Source organism: Corynebacterium macclintockiae (assembly GCF_027570165.1).
Lineage (GTDB): Bacteria > Actinomycetota > Actinomycetes > Mycobacteriales > Mycobacteriaceae > Corynebacterium > Corynebacterium macclintockiae.
In genome coordinates this window covers 159,201-174,682 of sequence record NZ_JAKMUV010000004.1, presented here as the reverse complement: position 1 = coordinate 174,682, position 15,482 = coordinate 159,201, and the positions used below count along the sequence as shown (strand labels likewise).

The 15,482-nt window shown below is 62.3% G+C and carries 15 protein-coding genes and 2 pseudogenes; 4 read left to right on the top strand and 13 right to left on the bottom strand.

Annotated elements, in window-relative coordinates:
- Positions 1-39 precede the first annotated feature (39 nt).
- From L8U58_RS05625 to L8U58_RS05580, 9 genes and pseudogenes are all read right to left on the bottom strand, one after another.
- A pseudogene (locus L8U58_RS05625) lies at positions 40-330 on the bottom strand (transposase); the annotation flags it as partial.
- A gap of 78 nt (positions 331-408) precedes the next feature.
- Positions 409-1,212, bottom strand: coding sequence for an ABC transporter ATP-binding protein (locus tag L8U58_RS05620; RefSeq protein ID WP_034971607.1), 804 nt, complete (start codon positions 1,210-1,212; stop codon positions 409-411).
- A 38-nt stretch (positions 1,213-1,250) separates the two neighbouring features.
- Positions 1,251-2,351 (bottom strand): FecCD family ABC transporter permease, encoded by a 1,101-nt coding sequence (locus tag L8U58_RS05615; protein ID WP_269954881.1) that lies wholly within the window; start codon positions 2,349-2,351, stop codon positions 1,251-1,253.
- The gene (locus tag L8U58_RS05610) at positions 2,348-3,364 is read right to left on the bottom strand and encodes a FecCD family ABC transporter permease (RefSeq protein WP_034971609.1); all 1,017 of its coding nucleotides are present in this window, start codon (positions 3,362-3,364) and stop codon (positions 2,348-2,350) included. Before L8U58_RS05610 ends, L8U58_RS05615 begins: the two co-directional genes overlap by 4 nt.
- On the bottom strand, positions 3,357-4,094 hold the full coding sequence (gene fepB / locus L8U58_RS05605) for a Fe2+-enterobactin ABC transporter substrate-binding protein (protein ID WP_269954880.1): 738 nt from the start codon (positions 4,092-4,094) through the stop codon (positions 3,357-3,359). The genes L8U58_RS05610 and fepB overlap by 8 nt, the downstream gene beginning before the upstream one ends.
- Positions 4,091-4,408 (bottom strand): hypothetical protein, encoded by a 318-nt coding sequence (locus L8U58_RS05600; RefSeq protein WP_269954879.1) that lies wholly within the window; start codon positions 4,406-4,408, stop codon positions 4,091-4,093. Before L8U58_RS05600 ends, fepB begins: the two co-directional genes overlap by 4 nt.
- Positions 4,409-4,557: 149 nt before the next feature.
- Positions 4,558-5,868 carry an enterochelin esterase domain-containing protein gene (locus tag L8U58_RS05595; protein WP_034971611.1) on the bottom strand — a complete coding sequence of 437 codons (1,311 nt, stop codon included), beginning with the start codon at positions 5,866-5,868 and terminating at the stop codon, positions 4,558-4,560.
- An 80-nt stretch (positions 5,869-5,948) separates the two neighbouring features.
- Complete coding sequence (locus L8U58_RS05590; protein WP_034971614.1) at positions 5,949-6,137, bottom strand: hypothetical protein; 189 nt, start codon at positions 6,135-6,137, stop codon at positions 5,949-5,951.
- 399 nt (positions 6,138-6,536) lie between these two features.
- Positions 6,537-7,643, bottom strand: coding sequence for a hypothetical protein (locus L8U58_RS05580; protein ID WP_269954878.1), 1,107 nt, complete (start codon positions 7,641-7,643; stop codon positions 6,537-6,539).
- Between the two features lie 285 nt (positions 7,644-7,928).
- Between L8U58_RS05580 and dnaJ the strand changes: the two genes are divergently transcribed.
- Entirely contained in the window at positions 7,929-9,137 is a 1,209-nt protein-coding gene (dnaJ, locus tag L8U58_RS05575) for a molecular chaperone DnaJ (protein ID WP_269954877.1), read from the top strand.
- Positions 9,134-9,559 carry a heat shock protein transcriptional repressor HspR gene (locus L8U58_RS05570; RefSeq protein ID WP_043012036.1) on the top strand — a complete coding sequence of 142 codons (426 nt, stop codon included), beginning with the start codon at positions 9,134-9,136 and terminating at the stop codon, positions 9,557-9,559. The genes dnaJ and L8U58_RS05570 overlap by 4 nt, the downstream gene beginning before the upstream one ends.
- A gap of 35 nt (positions 9,560-9,594) precedes the next feature.
- Here L8U58_RS05570 and L8U58_RS05565 read toward each other — a convergent pair whose 3' ends face one another.
- Both L8U58_RS05565 and L8U58_RS05560 read right to left on the bottom strand, forming a co-directional pair.
- Entirely contained in the window at positions 9,595-11,088 is a 1,494-nt protein-coding gene (locus L8U58_RS05565) for an amino acid permease (protein WP_034974959.1), read from the bottom strand.
- 141 nt (positions 11,089-11,229) lie between these two features.
- Positions 11,230-12,109: pseudogene (locus L8U58_RS05560) on the bottom strand (LLM class flavin-dependent oxidoreductase).
- An 89-nt stretch (positions 12,110-12,198) separates the two neighbouring features.
- Here L8U58_RS05560 and L8U58_RS05555 point away from each other — a divergent pair.
- Positions 12,199-12,687 carry a methylated-DNA--[protein]-cysteine S-methyltransferase gene (locus L8U58_RS05555; protein WP_269954876.1) on the top strand — a complete coding sequence of 163 codons (489 nt, stop codon included), beginning with the start codon at positions 12,199-12,201 and terminating at the stop codon, positions 12,685-12,687.
- Here L8U58_RS05555 and L8U58_RS05550 read toward each other — a convergent pair.
- Both L8U58_RS05550 and L8U58_RS05545 read right to left on the bottom strand, forming a co-directional pair.
- Positions 12,684-14,051 carry an alpha/beta hydrolase gene (locus L8U58_RS05550; protein ID WP_269954875.1) on the bottom strand — a complete coding sequence of 456 codons (1,368 nt, stop codon included), beginning with the start codon at positions 14,049-14,051 and terminating at the stop codon, positions 12,684-12,686. The two genes, L8U58_RS05555 and L8U58_RS05550, sit on opposite strands and share 4 nt — an antisense overlap.
- On the bottom strand, positions 14,048-14,290 hold the full coding sequence (locus L8U58_RS05545) for a hypothetical protein (protein ID WP_237744130.1): 243 nt from the start codon (positions 14,288-14,290) through the stop codon (positions 14,048-14,050). The genes L8U58_RS05550 and L8U58_RS05545 overlap by 4 nt, the downstream gene beginning before the upstream one ends.
- A gap of 264 nt (positions 14,291-14,554) precedes the next feature.
- Here L8U58_RS05545 and L8U58_RS05540 point away from each other — a divergent pair, with 264 nt between their 5' ends.
- The gene (locus tag L8U58_RS05540) at positions 14,555-15,469 is read left to right on the top strand and encodes a carbon-nitrogen hydrolase family protein (RefSeq protein WP_034969364.1); all 915 of its coding nucleotides are present in this window, start codon (positions 14,555-14,557) and stop codon (positions 15,467-15,469) included.
- The last annotated feature ends 13 nt before the right edge of the window (positions 15,470-15,482 follow it).

The following is a 15,482-nucleotide window of genomic DNA, read 5'->3' as shown; positions in this document are numbered from 1 at the left end:
AGTATTCGGTTCGGTGGTCATAGACAAACTGGAAGCGGATTACCAGCGTGTCTCTTCGGCAAAATATTTCGCGGCCTTGCGCAGGATGTCGCGTTCTTCGCGCAGCTTAGAGACTTCTTTTTCTAGCTGGCGGATCCGTTCAGAATCAGTCGTCGCTTGGGTCTTGTCGCGCATTGTCTTCGTGCGGGCTCGTTTGCCGGTTCCGTACTGCTTAAGCCAGGAATAAAGTGAGGAGCGATTGACTCCAAGCTCTGTTGAAGCCGCGTGGAGTGAGAGGTCCTCATTGTTTTCGTAAAGGGCCACAGCATCACGTTTGAACTGTTCGGAGTACCTAGGCCTGGTGGTAGATTACCTTTCTTCCCAACCCAACCGGGCTGGATATCAGGTGTCTACCTAACAGGGGTCAGGTCAGTGCGTCCGCACACTATCGATTGGAATTACCAGCGGGCGACCCGAGACCGGATCTTCAATAATTCGTGAATTGATACGAAACACATCCTGCAATAAATCTTCAGTCAGCACATCCTGTACCGGCCCATCCCTCACAATCTGTCCACCGTGCATCACGATCAGGTGGTCGGCGAACCGTGCCGCCTGCGTGAGCTCGTGCAACACCAGCACGATCGTGCGGTCCTCCTCGCGGTTGAGTCGGTAGCACAGCTCCAGCACCTCGAGCTGATTCGCGATATCCAAGAATGTCGTTGGTTCATCCAGCAGCATTACCGGTGGATTCTGCGCGAGCAGCAGCGAGATCCACACGCGCTGGCGCTGTCCGCCCGAAAGCTCATCCACTGGCCGATCTACAAGCTCCAGCAGGTCGGTGGCACGCAGCGCCTTCTCTACCGCTGCCTCATCCGCTTCAGTCCACTGCTGTAGCAGGTTCTGGTGCGGGTAGCGGCCACGCGCCGCGAGATCGCCAACAGTAATCCCAGCGGGCGCGATCGATTGCTGCGGCAACAGCCCGAGCTTGCGCGCGAACTCTTTCGCCGGCATCCGCTGCACATCCCGCCCATCAAGTAGCACATGTCCGTGCTTGGGGGTCAGTAGTCGCGACAACGCCCGTAGCAGTGTCGATTTGCCGCAGGCGTTGGGGCCGATGATGACGGTGATCTTGCCCTCGGGAATCTCGACGTTCAGGTGTTCAGAGACCAGCCGCTCTCCATAGTTGAGCGACAGGTCGTGGCCGCGAAGGGCAGACTTTGGGGCGGTCAAAGGGGTCCTCCTGGGGTTTTCGGATGTGTGGTTGGGTGCTAGATCTGCTTCGAGCGAGTCAGCATCCACGCGAGATAGAGGCCACCGATCAGGCCGGTGACCTGGCCAATCGGCAGAGTGAAGGTCACCGGAATCGTGGCCGTGATGATATGCGCGATGATCAGCAGAAAGGCGCCCATTGCCGCCGCGCTGAACACCGAGAGCGTCTTCGATCGGGTGAGCAGGCGTGCCAGCTGCGGTGAGGACAGGGCGATGAAGGCGATGGGGCCGGCTGCGCTGGTGGCAACTGCCGCAAGCACCACGGCAAGCAACATCAGGATGCGGCGAGTCTGTTCGGCACGGATGCCGAGTTGGCTACCAATATCGTCACCCATTTCGAGCAGGGTTGCGCGCATCGCAAGACCGGAAACCAGCGGAATCACCAGCAGCGTTACTATGGCGACCGGCAGCGCCTGCGCCCACTTGATGTCATCCAGCGAACCCGAAATCCACACATTGGCGGTAAAGGCGCTATCGACGTCACCGCGGACAATCATGACCTGATTCAACGACGACATGAGTGCCCCAACACCGATTCCGACGAGCACCAGGCGAAACTCGCCAGTGACCCTCCCTTTGAGCGCGAGCAGGTAGATAGTGAGCGCGGTGCCAAGACCACCGACGAGTGCGCCGATAGTCACCTGCACCGGCCCAGCCTGGAAGAAAACGATCTGGCTGATTGCGCCAGTGGCCGCACCCGTGGTGAGCCCGATGATGTCGGGGGAGCCGAGCGCATTGTGCGACACCGACTGGAACACGGTGCCAGAAACACCCAGCGCGGCACCGGCAGCCATCGCTGCGACCAGGAGTGGTAAGCGGATGTCTCGCACGGCAACGTTGTGGCTGCGGGTTTCTGATAGCCCGAACATTGACGGCAGCAGGTCATCGAGCGGCACCGAAACACGACCGAGCGTCATCGCAAACGCCGCAAGCAACAGCATCCCGACAAACAGAATGGCTGTAACCGTGACGGTGCGGGGAGACACCACCAGGGATACGCGGCCGATTCGCAGCACACGGGCGCTTGAAAGGATGCGACTGTCGGCTGTCATGCAGTGGCCGGTGCGGGCCGCTTTCGTGGTTTTGGGTGGGGTGGTCATAGCTGTGGGATCTTTCTGCGCCGCACGATGGCGATGAACACCGGCGCGCCGATGACCGACGCCATGATCCCCACTCCGATCTCACCGGAGGGCACAACGAGTCGGCCGGCGATATCAGCAACGAGCACCACCGCGGAGGCGATGAGCGCTGTTGCGGGAATTAGCCGCCGATGTCTCAGCCCCACGAGTGCGCGGCCAATGAACGGTGCGGTGAGTCCAACGAAGCTGATCGGGCCCGCCGCCGCAGTGACGGCACCGCACATGAAGATGATTGCCGCGGTGGCGAAGCTGAGCACCACCGCCGGCTTGATGCCGAGCGAGCGGCTGAGGTCGTGGCCGAGCACGCTCGCATCCAGCGCGCCTGAGATCGTGTAGGCAATCACGAACCCAGCGAGCACGGCGGCGCCGGTGGGGAGCAGCAGCTCGGTGCCACGTCCTTCGAGCGAGCCAACCGTCCAGGTGCGGAAGCGATCAAATACATCCGTATCCGAGTTGACGAGAATAATCCGGGCGCTGGCAAGTAGTGCCACGTTCACCGCGGCGCCCGCGAGCACGAGCCGCACTGGGCCGGCCCCCTGCCACACACCGCCGAGCGCGTAAACCAGCGTGCCGGTCAACCCGGCACCTAAGAAACCGAACGCCATCGAGGCCGCCAGCGAACTGTAACCGAAGAACGCGATGGCGACCGTCACGGTGAGAGTCACACCCGAGTTCACGCCGAGCAAGCCCGGTTCAGCGAGTGGGTTCCGGGTGATGGCCTGCATGACGACGCCAGCGGCGCCGAGGCCCACTCCGACGATGATCGCGAGCGCAGTGCGCGGCATGCGAATCTCACGCACGAGCAAGTGCTTCGTGTTGCCGGGGTCGAATGCGAAGAACGCGTGCCACGCTTCGCGCGGGGAGATATCGACGGTGCCGACGATGATCGAAACTGGCAATAGTGCGATTACTATCACGCCGATTGCCAGCAACCACACGCCGGAGTGGGCGCTCGGCTTGTGCTTGTTAGGCATTGAAGTTTTCAAGGACGCCATTGACGATTTCGGTCGCAGAGAAATAATCAATGCGGAACGAGCTCTTACCCAGACCGTAAACCTGCCCGTTCTTCACACTCGGCAGGTTGGCGAGCGTGGGATCTTTGACGAATTTCTGTGCGCCCTCGTTGTCTTGGGAGAGGATGAATGTGGTATCTGCCTTGAGTTTGGTGAGGTTCTTGTAGCTCGCCCATACGAAGTCATTGCGCAGCTTGGCTTGGTTGTGCCACGAGGGGTCGGGGTCTTCGATCGTGAAGCCCAGTTCAGTGAGCAGCTCTGCGTGTGGTCCGCCAGCACGGCCAATCGGGTTGTTGTCACCGGGGCCGTTGAACGAGACGATGTTGGTCTCGCCCTCAGGAATCTTGATCTGTTCCTTCACCTTCGCAACATGCGCGTTGAACTGATCAATCGTCTCTTGCGCTTCCTGCGTCATGCCGGTGGCCTTACCGAGCTGCAGCGTGAGGTCTTTCCAGCTTTCACCGCCATAGTCGACCACGATGGTGGGGGCGATGTCTTGGAAGTCGGCGAGGTTATCGATCGCCGAGTCGTTGCCGGTGCTCGCAACCACGATGAGGTCGGGGTCGGCAGCGATGACCGCCTCAAGGTCGACCTGGCCTGCTGACCAGAGGGTTTCGACGTTAGCTTTCGCGGCTTCGTCTGCCCACTGCGGGAAGAACTCACCGTTTCCGGCGGCGCCGGAGGCCTTCACCGGGGCGCCGAACGAGAGAGCGTACCGGTCACTGTGACGGAGGTGGAGGCGATGTTCTGGGGCTGCTTGGGAATTTCGGTGGTGGTGCCGTCGGCGTTCTGGAAGGTGTAGGGGAACTTGACAGCCGATTCGTTGGCTGCCTGCGTCGACGTGCTGGTAGTAGCCTCGCCGGCGTCACTACCATTGCTGCCCGCGCAACCGGTGAGTGCCAGTGCGGCCACCGCGACGCCTATGAGTGTGGTGCGCCAGCGGCCACGCTTGGCGCCGCTCGTGCCTGTGGTGGAACGCACTAGCTGTTCGAGTGAACCGTGCATTGAGTTTCCCTTCGTGAATACAACGTCAACCTAGAACTTAGGTCAGTCTATCTTTACCAAAGTGTGGGTGGGGTGGTCAATGCGGCGGTGTCGTTGAACGATGCCGAGCCAGGGGTCGGTGCTGGATGGCCGCGGTGATGTTGGCCTGGTCAGTGGTCGGTAAGTGCGCGTTCGATTGCATCGGGCAAGAGTGACTGCCACGCGAGCACATCGTGCCCGACCGGATACTGCTCGAAGCCGATGAGCTCGCGGCGCGCGGCCAAGACCGCCGCGGCGTGACGCACGCGCTCGACGAGGTCCCACTCATAGCTGCCGGCCTCCAGCAGCACGCGCCCTGCCGGTTCTGCAGTCGCGGCCTCTTCGAACCAACCGGGCTGTGGTTCGTGCGGCGGCGCCGCCGGCCACCAAAGTGATGGTGATTGTGCGATGGCAGTCGCAACAAGGTCAGGGTGTCGCAGTGTGCAGAGCATCGTGAAAAGTCCGCCGAGGCTCTGCCCGGCCGCGAGCCACGGGCCTGCTTGCGCCAGGGGCCCGGCCGCGTCGCGGATTCTGCCCAGAAGTTCGGCCGACTCGTTGGCGCTGCACGGATAGTCGAGGTGGCGCTGTCGGGGGCCGCCTGAGTCGAGATACAGCAGGTTGAGCGGCGTGAGGCTGCCGGCATGGATGCGTCGCGACAGCTCTGCGTGGATCGGGAATTGGGTGCGCCACACCTCGCCATCGCACAGCAGTAATGTCGGGCTCGAGGCGGTCGCGCGCGGATGCGACCATCGCCACAGCCGCAGGGGTTCGCCGTTGACGGCGCTCGACACATCCGCGAGGCGTTCGACGCTGGCCGAAGAATCGTGCCAGAGTGCCGTGTTGCTCGCTCGCTGTGCCCTGGCTGCGGCCAGTTGTGGCGCTTGCCCGTTGCCGAAGAGCAGCGACTTGCTCGGCAGGTGTTCGCGCGCGAACGGATCGGCCCGGGCTGCGGCGATGATTCGTCCCCGTTCTTGCTTGTCGACGCCCCGGTGTAGGCGCACCACCGGTTTGTCCGCTAGCGGCACGAAGAGGTAGCTGCCGAGCCAATCGTGGGGCAGTTCGAGAGTGAGTGTGTGGATGGGCGAGTGCTCGAGGGGTTCGAGGATGGTGTCGGCGAGATCCATCGGATCGGTCATGCGGTTGAGCTGCAGGGCGATGCCGTGAGGCGCCTCGCCAATCCAGACGAAGGTCACCAGCGAGGTGGCGCTGGATGGCCCCGGTTCGATGAGCGGGGTGCCCTCTGTATGCAGTTCGCCGGTGATTGCCTGCACGGCCTCGTCGATGGCGGCCCGATTGTCGCCTGCGGCGGCGAGGCGCGATCGCCATTGCTCAACGCGGGGAGATTGCGCGCGCGGGAGCGGCCATGGCCGCACATTGTGCGGTGGTGTTGCGGCGCGGCGTCGGATCGACTCTTCGGTGGGCGTAAGCGAGTCGTTCATCATAGAAGTTAGATTAACATAATCTAAGGTTCCGGGGTTGTGCGGCTTGGTGGTTCAGGCTGGGATGCAGCTCTTTCACATCGTCAGGCTGCTCCCCGCACGCGTTTGATCTTCGACGTCAACGCCACAGTTTCTATGGACCAGTTCGCGCGGGCTCCGAGCTCGCGACGTCGAGCGATCTCGGTTTGCACAGCGGTGAAGGTGTCGCGGTCGATGATGGCGTGGATGGCGTTTTCCACCAGGTATTGTGGCAACTGGCCGGTGTTGCGCACTGCCCGTCCAGGCCTGCCCTCCGGCGTGGACCATCGCCCTAACAAGAGTAGTAACCTCCACTGCATCTGCACCAAGCATCACAACGCGAAAACGACCGGAGCGTGGGATGTGACCATCGGTTCCGACGGTGTGGAAACCTGGACCAGTTTTGGGGATGGCCACACGGTGATCACCACGCCGAATGGGCCGCTGGGGAGATTTACCTTCCGGCACCGGGCAGTGAAACGAACTCGAAGGGTGGTGGAACACAACCAACGGAAGCGGGGGCGCGACCAGGATCCCGACCAAAATCGCGACCCGGGAGAAGAGCCGCCGTTCTAGGTGTGGGGCAACTTGGGTGTCACTGAGATGCCTCAGAGGTGCCGCAGAGGTGTCGCAGGGGTGCCGCAGGGAAATTGCTAGCCCTCGTTCTTGTCTCGGTTGAGCTTCTCTAGGAGGTACGCCGGGGGCTGGATCTCGATTTCCGCCTTGCCTGTTTCCGTCTGCTTGATGTCGGTGAAGGTGATGACTTCGCCCATGTGTGAAAACATCACCCGAGGGCTCAGTGCGCCCGCTTGCCTCGAGAACTCCTGAGCGGTCACGGCCGCCATCATCTTGATGGAGCCCAACAGTTCAATGCCTTCACTCATTTCGCGAATCAAGGTGGTGTGGCGATTTGGCGTAGAAAAAATTAGCCCTTCGCTTGGGTTGATCTGTGGTAAGCAGCGCTCGAGGATCTCGTCCATCAGAAGAGGGATCGACCCCGTATAGAAAGAACTGCTTTCGATCGCCCAAAAGCGTTCCCCGGGGTTGCTTTCGCTTGCTCGAATGGGTTGTGCCACTAGTTCTGCATCGACCAGCTCCTGCCACAGGTTGCGGTAGCCGATTCGGAACAGGTCCTCGATGGGGCCTCTGCCTTCGAGCGAGTGGGACGACAGGGTCATCACTGACTCTGGCGTATCCAGAACCAGGTGGATGCACAGGTCGTCAGAGAATGGTCGCATCGGCGAGTTCGGGTTGAACTCGTATGCATCTGCGCGCGCATCCATCGGTAGGAGATCGATCGCCATCAAACGCGCTCGTAGGTGCGGGTAGAACTGTGCATCGGGAAGCGACAGTAGGGATAGATCTGCTTCGGCCGACCTGATCAAATTGGTGACGAATCCCTCCACCAGCTGGGGCATTTCTCTGCCGAAATCCTCAGCGTTGGCGCACTGCTTCGTGATGTTCTCTAGCCCCAGTTTCCCACCTTCGCCATAGTCCGGAGCGGGGAGTTGTCCCCCATAGGGTCCGGGGGTTGGGCCTGGGTAGCTCAGCGGCTTCTTGATATCGCCGGGCTTGCTGTAATACACCACCTCTGGCGTGGGATTCGCGCCATAGCCCAACCGATTGAGTACCTGCACAATCTGCCGGATCATCGTGGTCGACTGGTGCAAGTCCAGCCCGGGTAGCGGCACGGGTGGATCCTCGGGGCCCGGCTGTTGGAAACCCTGAGGCTGCTGGAAACCCTGAGGCTGTGCAGGCATATTGGGGTTGTGTGAGGGGTTGGGGGCATGCGAGTTGTGGGAGTCCTGGGAGCCGAAAAGGCGGCTAAACCAGCTGCGCTTTTTAGGTGACATGGTTCCCACCCTAGCTAGTTTCGGGATAGCAAGTCTCAATTAGCGCACACTGTAACGCCCGAAGTGATGCGGGGAGGGAATAAATGCGTAGGGGCGTCGTTAAGAAGATTAGATAACGAAAGTTCAGCGCGGTAGACTCAAGGTTGATGAGCGACACCCCGCGTGAACAGCGCAAGCAGGAAGGAGCGACACATGGCGCACAGTGAATGGGCCGAGAAGGATTATTACAAAGACCTCGGTGTGTCCTCCACCGCATCGGCAGAGGAGATCAAGAAAGCGTACCGCAAGATCGCCCGCGAAAATCACCCGGACGCGAACCCGGGCGACACGGCGGCGGAGGAGCGCTTCAAGAAGGCTTCCGAAGCGTACAGCGTGGTGGGGGACAAGGAAAAGCGCGCGGAGTACGACGAGCTGAAGCGTATGCTCGCAAGCGGTTTCGGCGGTTCGAGCTATGGTTCGAGCTTCGGCGCGGGCGGTGCAGGTTACGGCGCTAACTTCGGCGGCAACTTTGGTAGCGGCAACTTTGGCAGCGGCTTTAATGTTTCTGATCTTTTTGGAGATGACGCCACCAGTGGCGGGTTTGGCGACGTATTCAGCGGACTCTTTGGCGAAAGGGGTGGCCAGCGCACCCAACGTACTCAGCGCAGCCGCGGGGCGGATGTAGAGACCGAGCTGACCCTCGAGTTCCGCGAGGCCACGAAAGGCGTGACCGTGCCGATTCGCCTGACCAAGCCGGAGCCGTGTGAAAACTGCCACGGTTCTGGCGCGAAGGCGGGCACCTCGTCGCAGAGCTGCGCGGGCTGCGACGGCAGCGGCATGGTCAGCGAGAACAGGGGCGCTTTCGGGTTTTCGCGCCCGTGCGCGGACTGCTCTGGCACTGGTTCGGTGATTAAGGACAAGTGCGCGGACTGCTCCGGCACGGGGCGCACGACCCAGTCCCGCACAATCACTGTGCGCGTGCCCGCGGGCGTGGTTGATGGGCAGAAGGTGCGCCTGGCCGGCCAAGGTTCGGCGGGGCAGCGCGGCAAGCCGGCCGGCGACCTGTTCGTGACGGTGCACGTGAAGCCCGACAAGGTGTTCAGCCGTGACGGCGACGACCTGAAGCTGACGGTGCCGGTGAGCTACCCCGAGCTGGTGCTCGGCGGCGCGGTGACGGTGCCGACCCTGGCCTCCAAGGTGCGGGTTCGCATCCCCGCCGGCACACAGGACGGCACCACGCTACGCGTCCGCGGCCACGGTGTGAACAAGCGCAACGGTGCCAGCGGCGACCTGCTGGTGACCGTGAAGGTGGCCGTGCCGAAGAACCTGGACGAGGGCGCGATGAGCGCGCTGCGCAAGTACTCGGAAGAGGAAAAGCGCTCGGGCTTTGACCCCCGCGAAGGATGGGAGGGTAACGAATGAGTGCTGCGAAGAATGGCGGCGAACGCGAAGTCTTCGTGATTTCTGTCGCCGCGCGGATTACTGGAATGCACGCCCAAACGCTGCGCACGTACGACCGTATGGGTTTAGTGACGCCCCAACGCACCAGCGGCGGAGGGCGCCGCTACTCGCGCGAGGATATTGAGCAGCTGCAGGAGATCCAGCGCCTTTCTCACGAGGAGGGCGTGAACCTAGCAGGCATCAAGACGATCATTGACCAGCAGAACCGGATGGACGAGCTGGAGAAGGAAAACGCGGCTCTGCGCCGCCGCCTGGCGGACGTGCAGGCGCGCCTAGATAGGGCAGAGGGTAGAGGCGGCGCCGGTGGTCGCCCGCGAGGTGAGATTGTGCACGTCCCGCGCTCTACCTCTGTGGTGTTGTGGGACCGGCAGAAACGCCGGTAGTTGGGGCAGAGTGGTGCAGGCTGACCTGACCCGTGCTACAGGCTTACCTGCCCCGTGACGATCAGGTAGAGGGCACCGATCGCCGAGGCGACGACGATGGCGCTAATGATCCACTCGAAGTTGTTGAATACGCGCCCGCCGGCCTTGAGGCGAGTGGCGACATAAACCGCCAGGCCCGGCACGATTAGCAGCGTGCCTAGCAGCACGAACTGCAGTTCGGCCGCGTAGAGCAGCCAGAGCGAGTAGCCGAAAGCCACGACACTGATGAGCAGGTGCATACGGTTGGTCTTCTTGCCGACCTCGGGGCCGGAAATGTCGAACTTCGAGCCCGCATCCGGGTGCTTGAACCCATGGCCACGGGTGGCCAGGAACAGCAGGTACAGGCTGGAGAACACGTAAGGCACCAGGTACAGGGACGTAGCCAGCTGCACCATCGTGGTGTAGGTGGATTCGTTGAGGTAGAAGACGATGATGAACGCCTGGATCACCAAGGCGGACAGGAACTGCGAGACATACGGGGCACCCATGTCGTTGGTGCGCCCCACTGCCTTTGGTAGCAGTCCATCCTGGGCCATCAGGGTGATCGGCTCGGCGCACAGCATCTGCCAGGAGACGTAGGCGCCCAGCACGGAGATGCACAGGCCGACGGAGATCAGGCCTGCGCCCCACGGGCCGACGACGTGCTCCAGGACGGTGCCCATGGAGTTGTCGCCCATCGCGGCGAGCTCCTCGCGGGAGACTACACCGAAGGACAGGAAGCTCACGGCGGTGAGCAGGAAGAACACCGAGACGAATCCCAGGAAGGTGGCCAGGGAGACATCCTTGCGGTGGCGTGCGCGCTTCGAGTAGGTGGAGGCTCCCTCCACGCCGATGAAGGCCCAGACGGTGAACAGCATCATGCCCTTCACCTGGTCGCTGATGGACAGAGCCTGATCCTGGTTCTCGCCGAAGGTGGCGGCGCGGCCCCAGAAGTCAGAGGTGAACACGTCCGTGTTGAATCCGACGAAGGCCACGAGCACTAGGAATGCCAGGATCGGCAGGATCTTCGCCACAGTGGTGATGACGTTCATGATCGCCGCCTGGCGCACGCCACGGGAAAGCACCAGGAAGATGCCCCACGTCAGCGCGGACACGCAGATCGACTGCACCAGTGGATGATCGCTGCCGAAGATCGGGAAGAAGAAGCTCAGCGAACTGAAGAACAAGGTGGCGTAACCCACCTGGGCGATGATGGTGCCCAGCCAGTAGCCCCATGCGGAGGCGAAGCCGACGAAGTCGCCCAGACCCGCGCGCACGTAGGAGTACACGCCGGAATCCAGGTGCGGCTTGCGGAGCGCAAGTGCCTGGAAGACGTAGGCGATGCACAGCATGCCCACGCCGGTGACGGCCCAGCCGATCAGCGCCGCGCCGGGCGAGGCCACGGACGCTATGTTTTGCGGCAGCGCGAAGATGCCGGCGCCGACGGTGGAGCCGATAATGAGGCTGACGAGTGTGCCCATGCGTACGGTGCGTGGGTCGTCCTTGACCAGGACCTCGGCAGTGGAGACCTGGGGGTGGTAAGCGTCACCAGCGCCCTGGGTAGATGGGGTATCCCCATTATTAGAGATATTCACGGTTAGTGCCGTACAACGTCGCCGGTGGTTTAGACCAACTGGGGCTTTAGTTGTTAGTTAGTTGTTAGCTGTAGGCTGCCAACCCAACGAGGGGGCCACGTGGGTGGCAAAGTTTTTCAGCAGACGAGTGTTGGCCTCTACGCCCAGCTGATTCGGGATAGTGAGCATCAAGGTGTCGGCCTCTGCCACTGCGGCGTCATTAAGAAGGTCTTCGATGAGTGTGTCGGGTTCACCAATATAGGTACGGCCAAAGGTTGAGCGGTAACTATCAATCACGCCGAAGTGGTCGCGGGTCATTCCGTGAGTGCCGACCATCGCCCGATCCTCGGCGCTGACGATGGGGAAGATGCTGCGGGAGACGGAGGTGCGTGGGGTCCAGCCGTGGCCGCTACTGGCGAAGGATTCCTTGAAGACCTGGAGCTGCTCTGCTTGTAGGTCGCCGAAGCTGTCTCCGTTGCTCTCGGTGAGGAGTGTGGAGCTCATGAGGTTGACGCCCACCTGGCCAGCCCACTTGGCCGTTTCGCGTGTACCCGCGCCCCACCAGACGCGGCGGTCCAAATTGGGGGAGTGCGGGAGGACAGGGATCGATGAGCCGGGCTTGTACATGTGCGGGTACTGCTTCTCGGCCGAGGTGGAGGGGGTTTTCGTAACGTATGTCGATGACTCCGGTGCCGACCTCTATGTTCTTGGTGCGGGCGGCGACCGCGGCGAGCAGGGGCATGGGGGCGGCCTGCTGGGGTGCGAAGTGGTGCACGCGGAAGTAGGCGCCGTTGACACCTAAGCGATCGGCTTCTACCGCGAGCTCGATCGACTGGTGCAGCATGTCGTGGGCGCCGAGCGTGTGTGGGTGGTTTGGTTGGGCGTGGTTTGGCTGGGTGTGGTTTGGTTGGGCGTGGAGAGAGTAGTGGCCGAAGCTGAGGAATCCGAAGGCTTTCATGGTGTCAGTATGCGCACAGGTAGTTGATGTGTCAACTAGATTCAGGGTTGGGGTATTTAGGGCTGGGGGTTTGAGGTACAAAGGTCGCCATGGGAGTAGCCATGGAAGAGACCTTCACTGCGCTCGCCACCGATCAGGGCGTGCGGCGCATCGTTTTCCCCGGCGAGGATTTGAGTGCCGGAGATTGGCCTGTGGGAGAGCGGCCCGCGACAGGCCAAGCAAGCCGACACATGGCTGAGGCGGAGAAGCAGCTGGAGGAGTACCTCGCCGGACAGCGCCAGGTTTTCACCGTGCCCGTTGATCTGGTAGACGTGACCACGCCTTTTCGGCGGAGAGTCCTGCAGGCGCTGGCGCAGATTCCATATGGGCAGACCATCACCTACGCCCAGCTGGCGGAGGCTGCGGGGAATCCCCGTGCCGTACGCGCAGTGGCTTCGGCGTGTGCAAGCAATCCGCTGCCGATCCTGTATCCCTGCCATAGGGTGATCCACAGCGACGGAAGCTTCGGGGAATACCGGGGCGGCAGGGAATTAAAGGCAGCACTGTTGGAAATGGAACGGGGTGGCGCTGGTGACTAGCGCACGTTGACCTCCGGGGACCACATGTAGGAACTGTGCGCGTCGGTTTCGCCACGCTGCATCAGGTATAGGTCCAGGATTTTGCCCCAGCCGTAGCTGCTCCAGCTGCCTTCACTGGCTCCATCAGCTCCGCGGGGAGGAGCGTTGAAGTCCGGCGCGGCAGGATCCTTTCCGTGCACTCCGAACTCCGGGGTGGTGGTCAGGCGGATCATGTCGCCCGGAACGTGTTCGTTGTGCACCTCGCCCTGGCCGTCCTTCGCGTCGAGCTGCAGATCCTCCGCCTTCTCCGCGTGCACGCCGGGGCTCCCCCACAGTCGCACCTCATCGGCAACTAGCCCGTCGCTGCCTTTCGCCGCGGCCTCGCCGACCACCACCGAGCCGTAGCTATAGCCCACCACCTGCAGCTTCGCGTGCGGGTTCCTTTCCCGCAGTTGCCGCTGGTGTTCCCGCAGTGCAGGGGCACCAACCTTGGCCGCGTCCTTGGAGATCGCACTGGTCAGATCCCCCGGCGCCGGATAACCATGCCAGGCCACCACCGCCACATTCTTGCCCTGTGCCGCCGCGTCGGCCGCGGTTGCCCGCGCCCAGGCCTCGGTGCGCGCCAGCGCCTCCGGACTGCTGGATCCCACGCCACTGACCAGCGTGATTACCTCATCGGCGCTCTCGACATTGCCCGCCGTGACCACCGGCCCATGCGGTGTCTCTATGCGCTCCACCGGAGGCAGGCTTTGTGGGGAATTGGGTACTGACGCCCCCTCGGCCCCATCTACCTCCACATCACTTCGGGGTGGCGCGACCGAGCTGCTGATCGTGGAGATGGTGCCGCCGGAAGCGATGTCCAGCAGCCTGGCCAACTTCAACGCCCCGCGCAGGATTTGGGTCAGAGTGTGGGCCAGGCTCTGCGCCGCACCGCCGACTCCAGGGATGAAAGCCAGGTGTTGGGCGGAGACCTCGCCATCGGCGCTGACGGACATCAGTGCTGTACGCGCCAACCCCGCGGTCGTGCGCACGGTAGTTCGAGTTGGACTTAGAAGGTCGGCGTGGGTGCCTGCGACCCTCCCGATGGTTCGACTGCTGAAACCCGCCGTATCCAGCTGGTTAGCTGCGGAATCCGTGGCGTGGTTGGCAGCATCCGCAGCCTGCCCCGACCAGGACTCGCCCCACTTGGCCTTGTTTCGAGCATCAGCCGCATGCTGGGATACCTTTCCGCCCTTGTCTTTGAACAGGTCGGCGGCTGTGCGGAGTGCCTCCACATTTGCGTTCTCCACGGCGTGGACGGTGACGGTGGTGGAGCCGCGGGTGTTGGCGGTAGAGCCGCTGATGTTAGCGGAGCCACTGGCGGTGGTGCCTGCGAAAATGTTCATCGGCTCGCCCCCGTGAGGGCTGCGGAGCCAGCATTATCGGCGCTGTCCACATTGTCGGCGTAGGTACTGATGGACTGGCTCATTTTCTGTAGCTGCCGGCCAAAGCCGGTGAAGGAGGCATGGAGCCTATCCGCCGCCTGGGCGATCGAGTGCGTGGTCGACCCGCCTGGAACGCCGGGCGCCTCCGCATTGGCAACCTCGTATCCAGCGGAAGCACACTGCACTCCGTCTTCGGTCAAGTCTTCGCACCGTGCCTGAACTGCCGATACGTCGAGTTGCATTGTGTCTAGATAGTTCAAGTAATTCAGCGTCGAATATTGCATGTGTTCCCCTGTCCCTGTTGCTGCGTGACTCGCTTGTGAGAAGTGAGTGTAGGGAGGCGAGGGGCGTCAATAAAGAAAAAGATGGAGGGGCTGTGGATAACTCAGTTTTATCCACAGGGTGACCGGCGCGGAGGGGACAAAAGGGGGCGCGATGTCGGCAATGTCGCTAGGGTGGGCTGTATGCGTATCGCAGTCATCCAGATGAAGGCCGAACCGGACGTGGAAGCCAACCTGGCTCGCATCCTGAAGTACATTGCGTCCGGCGCGGCGAATGGTGCCGACATGGTCGTTTTCCCGGAAGCGGCTATGTTCCCCTTCGATAATGGGCGGCTGGATACCGTCGCCCAACCGCTGGATGGGCCCTTCGCCCAGGCGATTATCGATACGGCCAAGAAGCACGGAACCATCGCCGTGGTGGGTATGTTCACCCCGGCCGATACCGTCTACCGCTCGCCAAGTGGCCAGTTGGTGGAGGAGCAGCCCAGCGATTCGCCAGAAGCCAACCAGTTCCGACGCGTGCACAACACGCTGCTGGTCGCGGGGCCGGATTATGTGACGCACTACGACAAGATCCACACCTACGATGCTTTCGGCTACCGGGAGTCCGATACCGTCAAGCCCGGCGACCGGCGCGTGGTTATCGACGTCGGTGGCGTGGGTGTGGGCCTGGCTACCTGCTACGACATTCGCTTCCCGGGCCACTTTGTAGCGATGGCTGCTGCGGGTGCGAAGGTGATGGTAGTGCCCTCTAGCTGGGCGGATGGGCCGGGCAAACTGGAGCAGTGGCGCGAGCTCACGGCGGCTCGCGCGCTGGATTCCACTAGCTACCTGATTGCTGCGGGCATGGCGCGGCCGGGCTCCCCGGAGCGTTACGGCACTGCGGATGGTCCGACGGGGATCGGGCACTCCGTGGCGATCGGTCCGAATGGCGCCCGGCTGGCGGAAACCGGCTACGCGGCACAGGTGCTGACCATCGACATCGACCCGAACTACGTGGACAAGATCCGCAAGTCGCTGCCCGTGCTGGAAGGCCACCACACCGACCGTGAGCTCGGCCTGGGGGTCGATGTCGTCGGCGATATCGAAAAGAAGTAGCTGCGTTTTTACA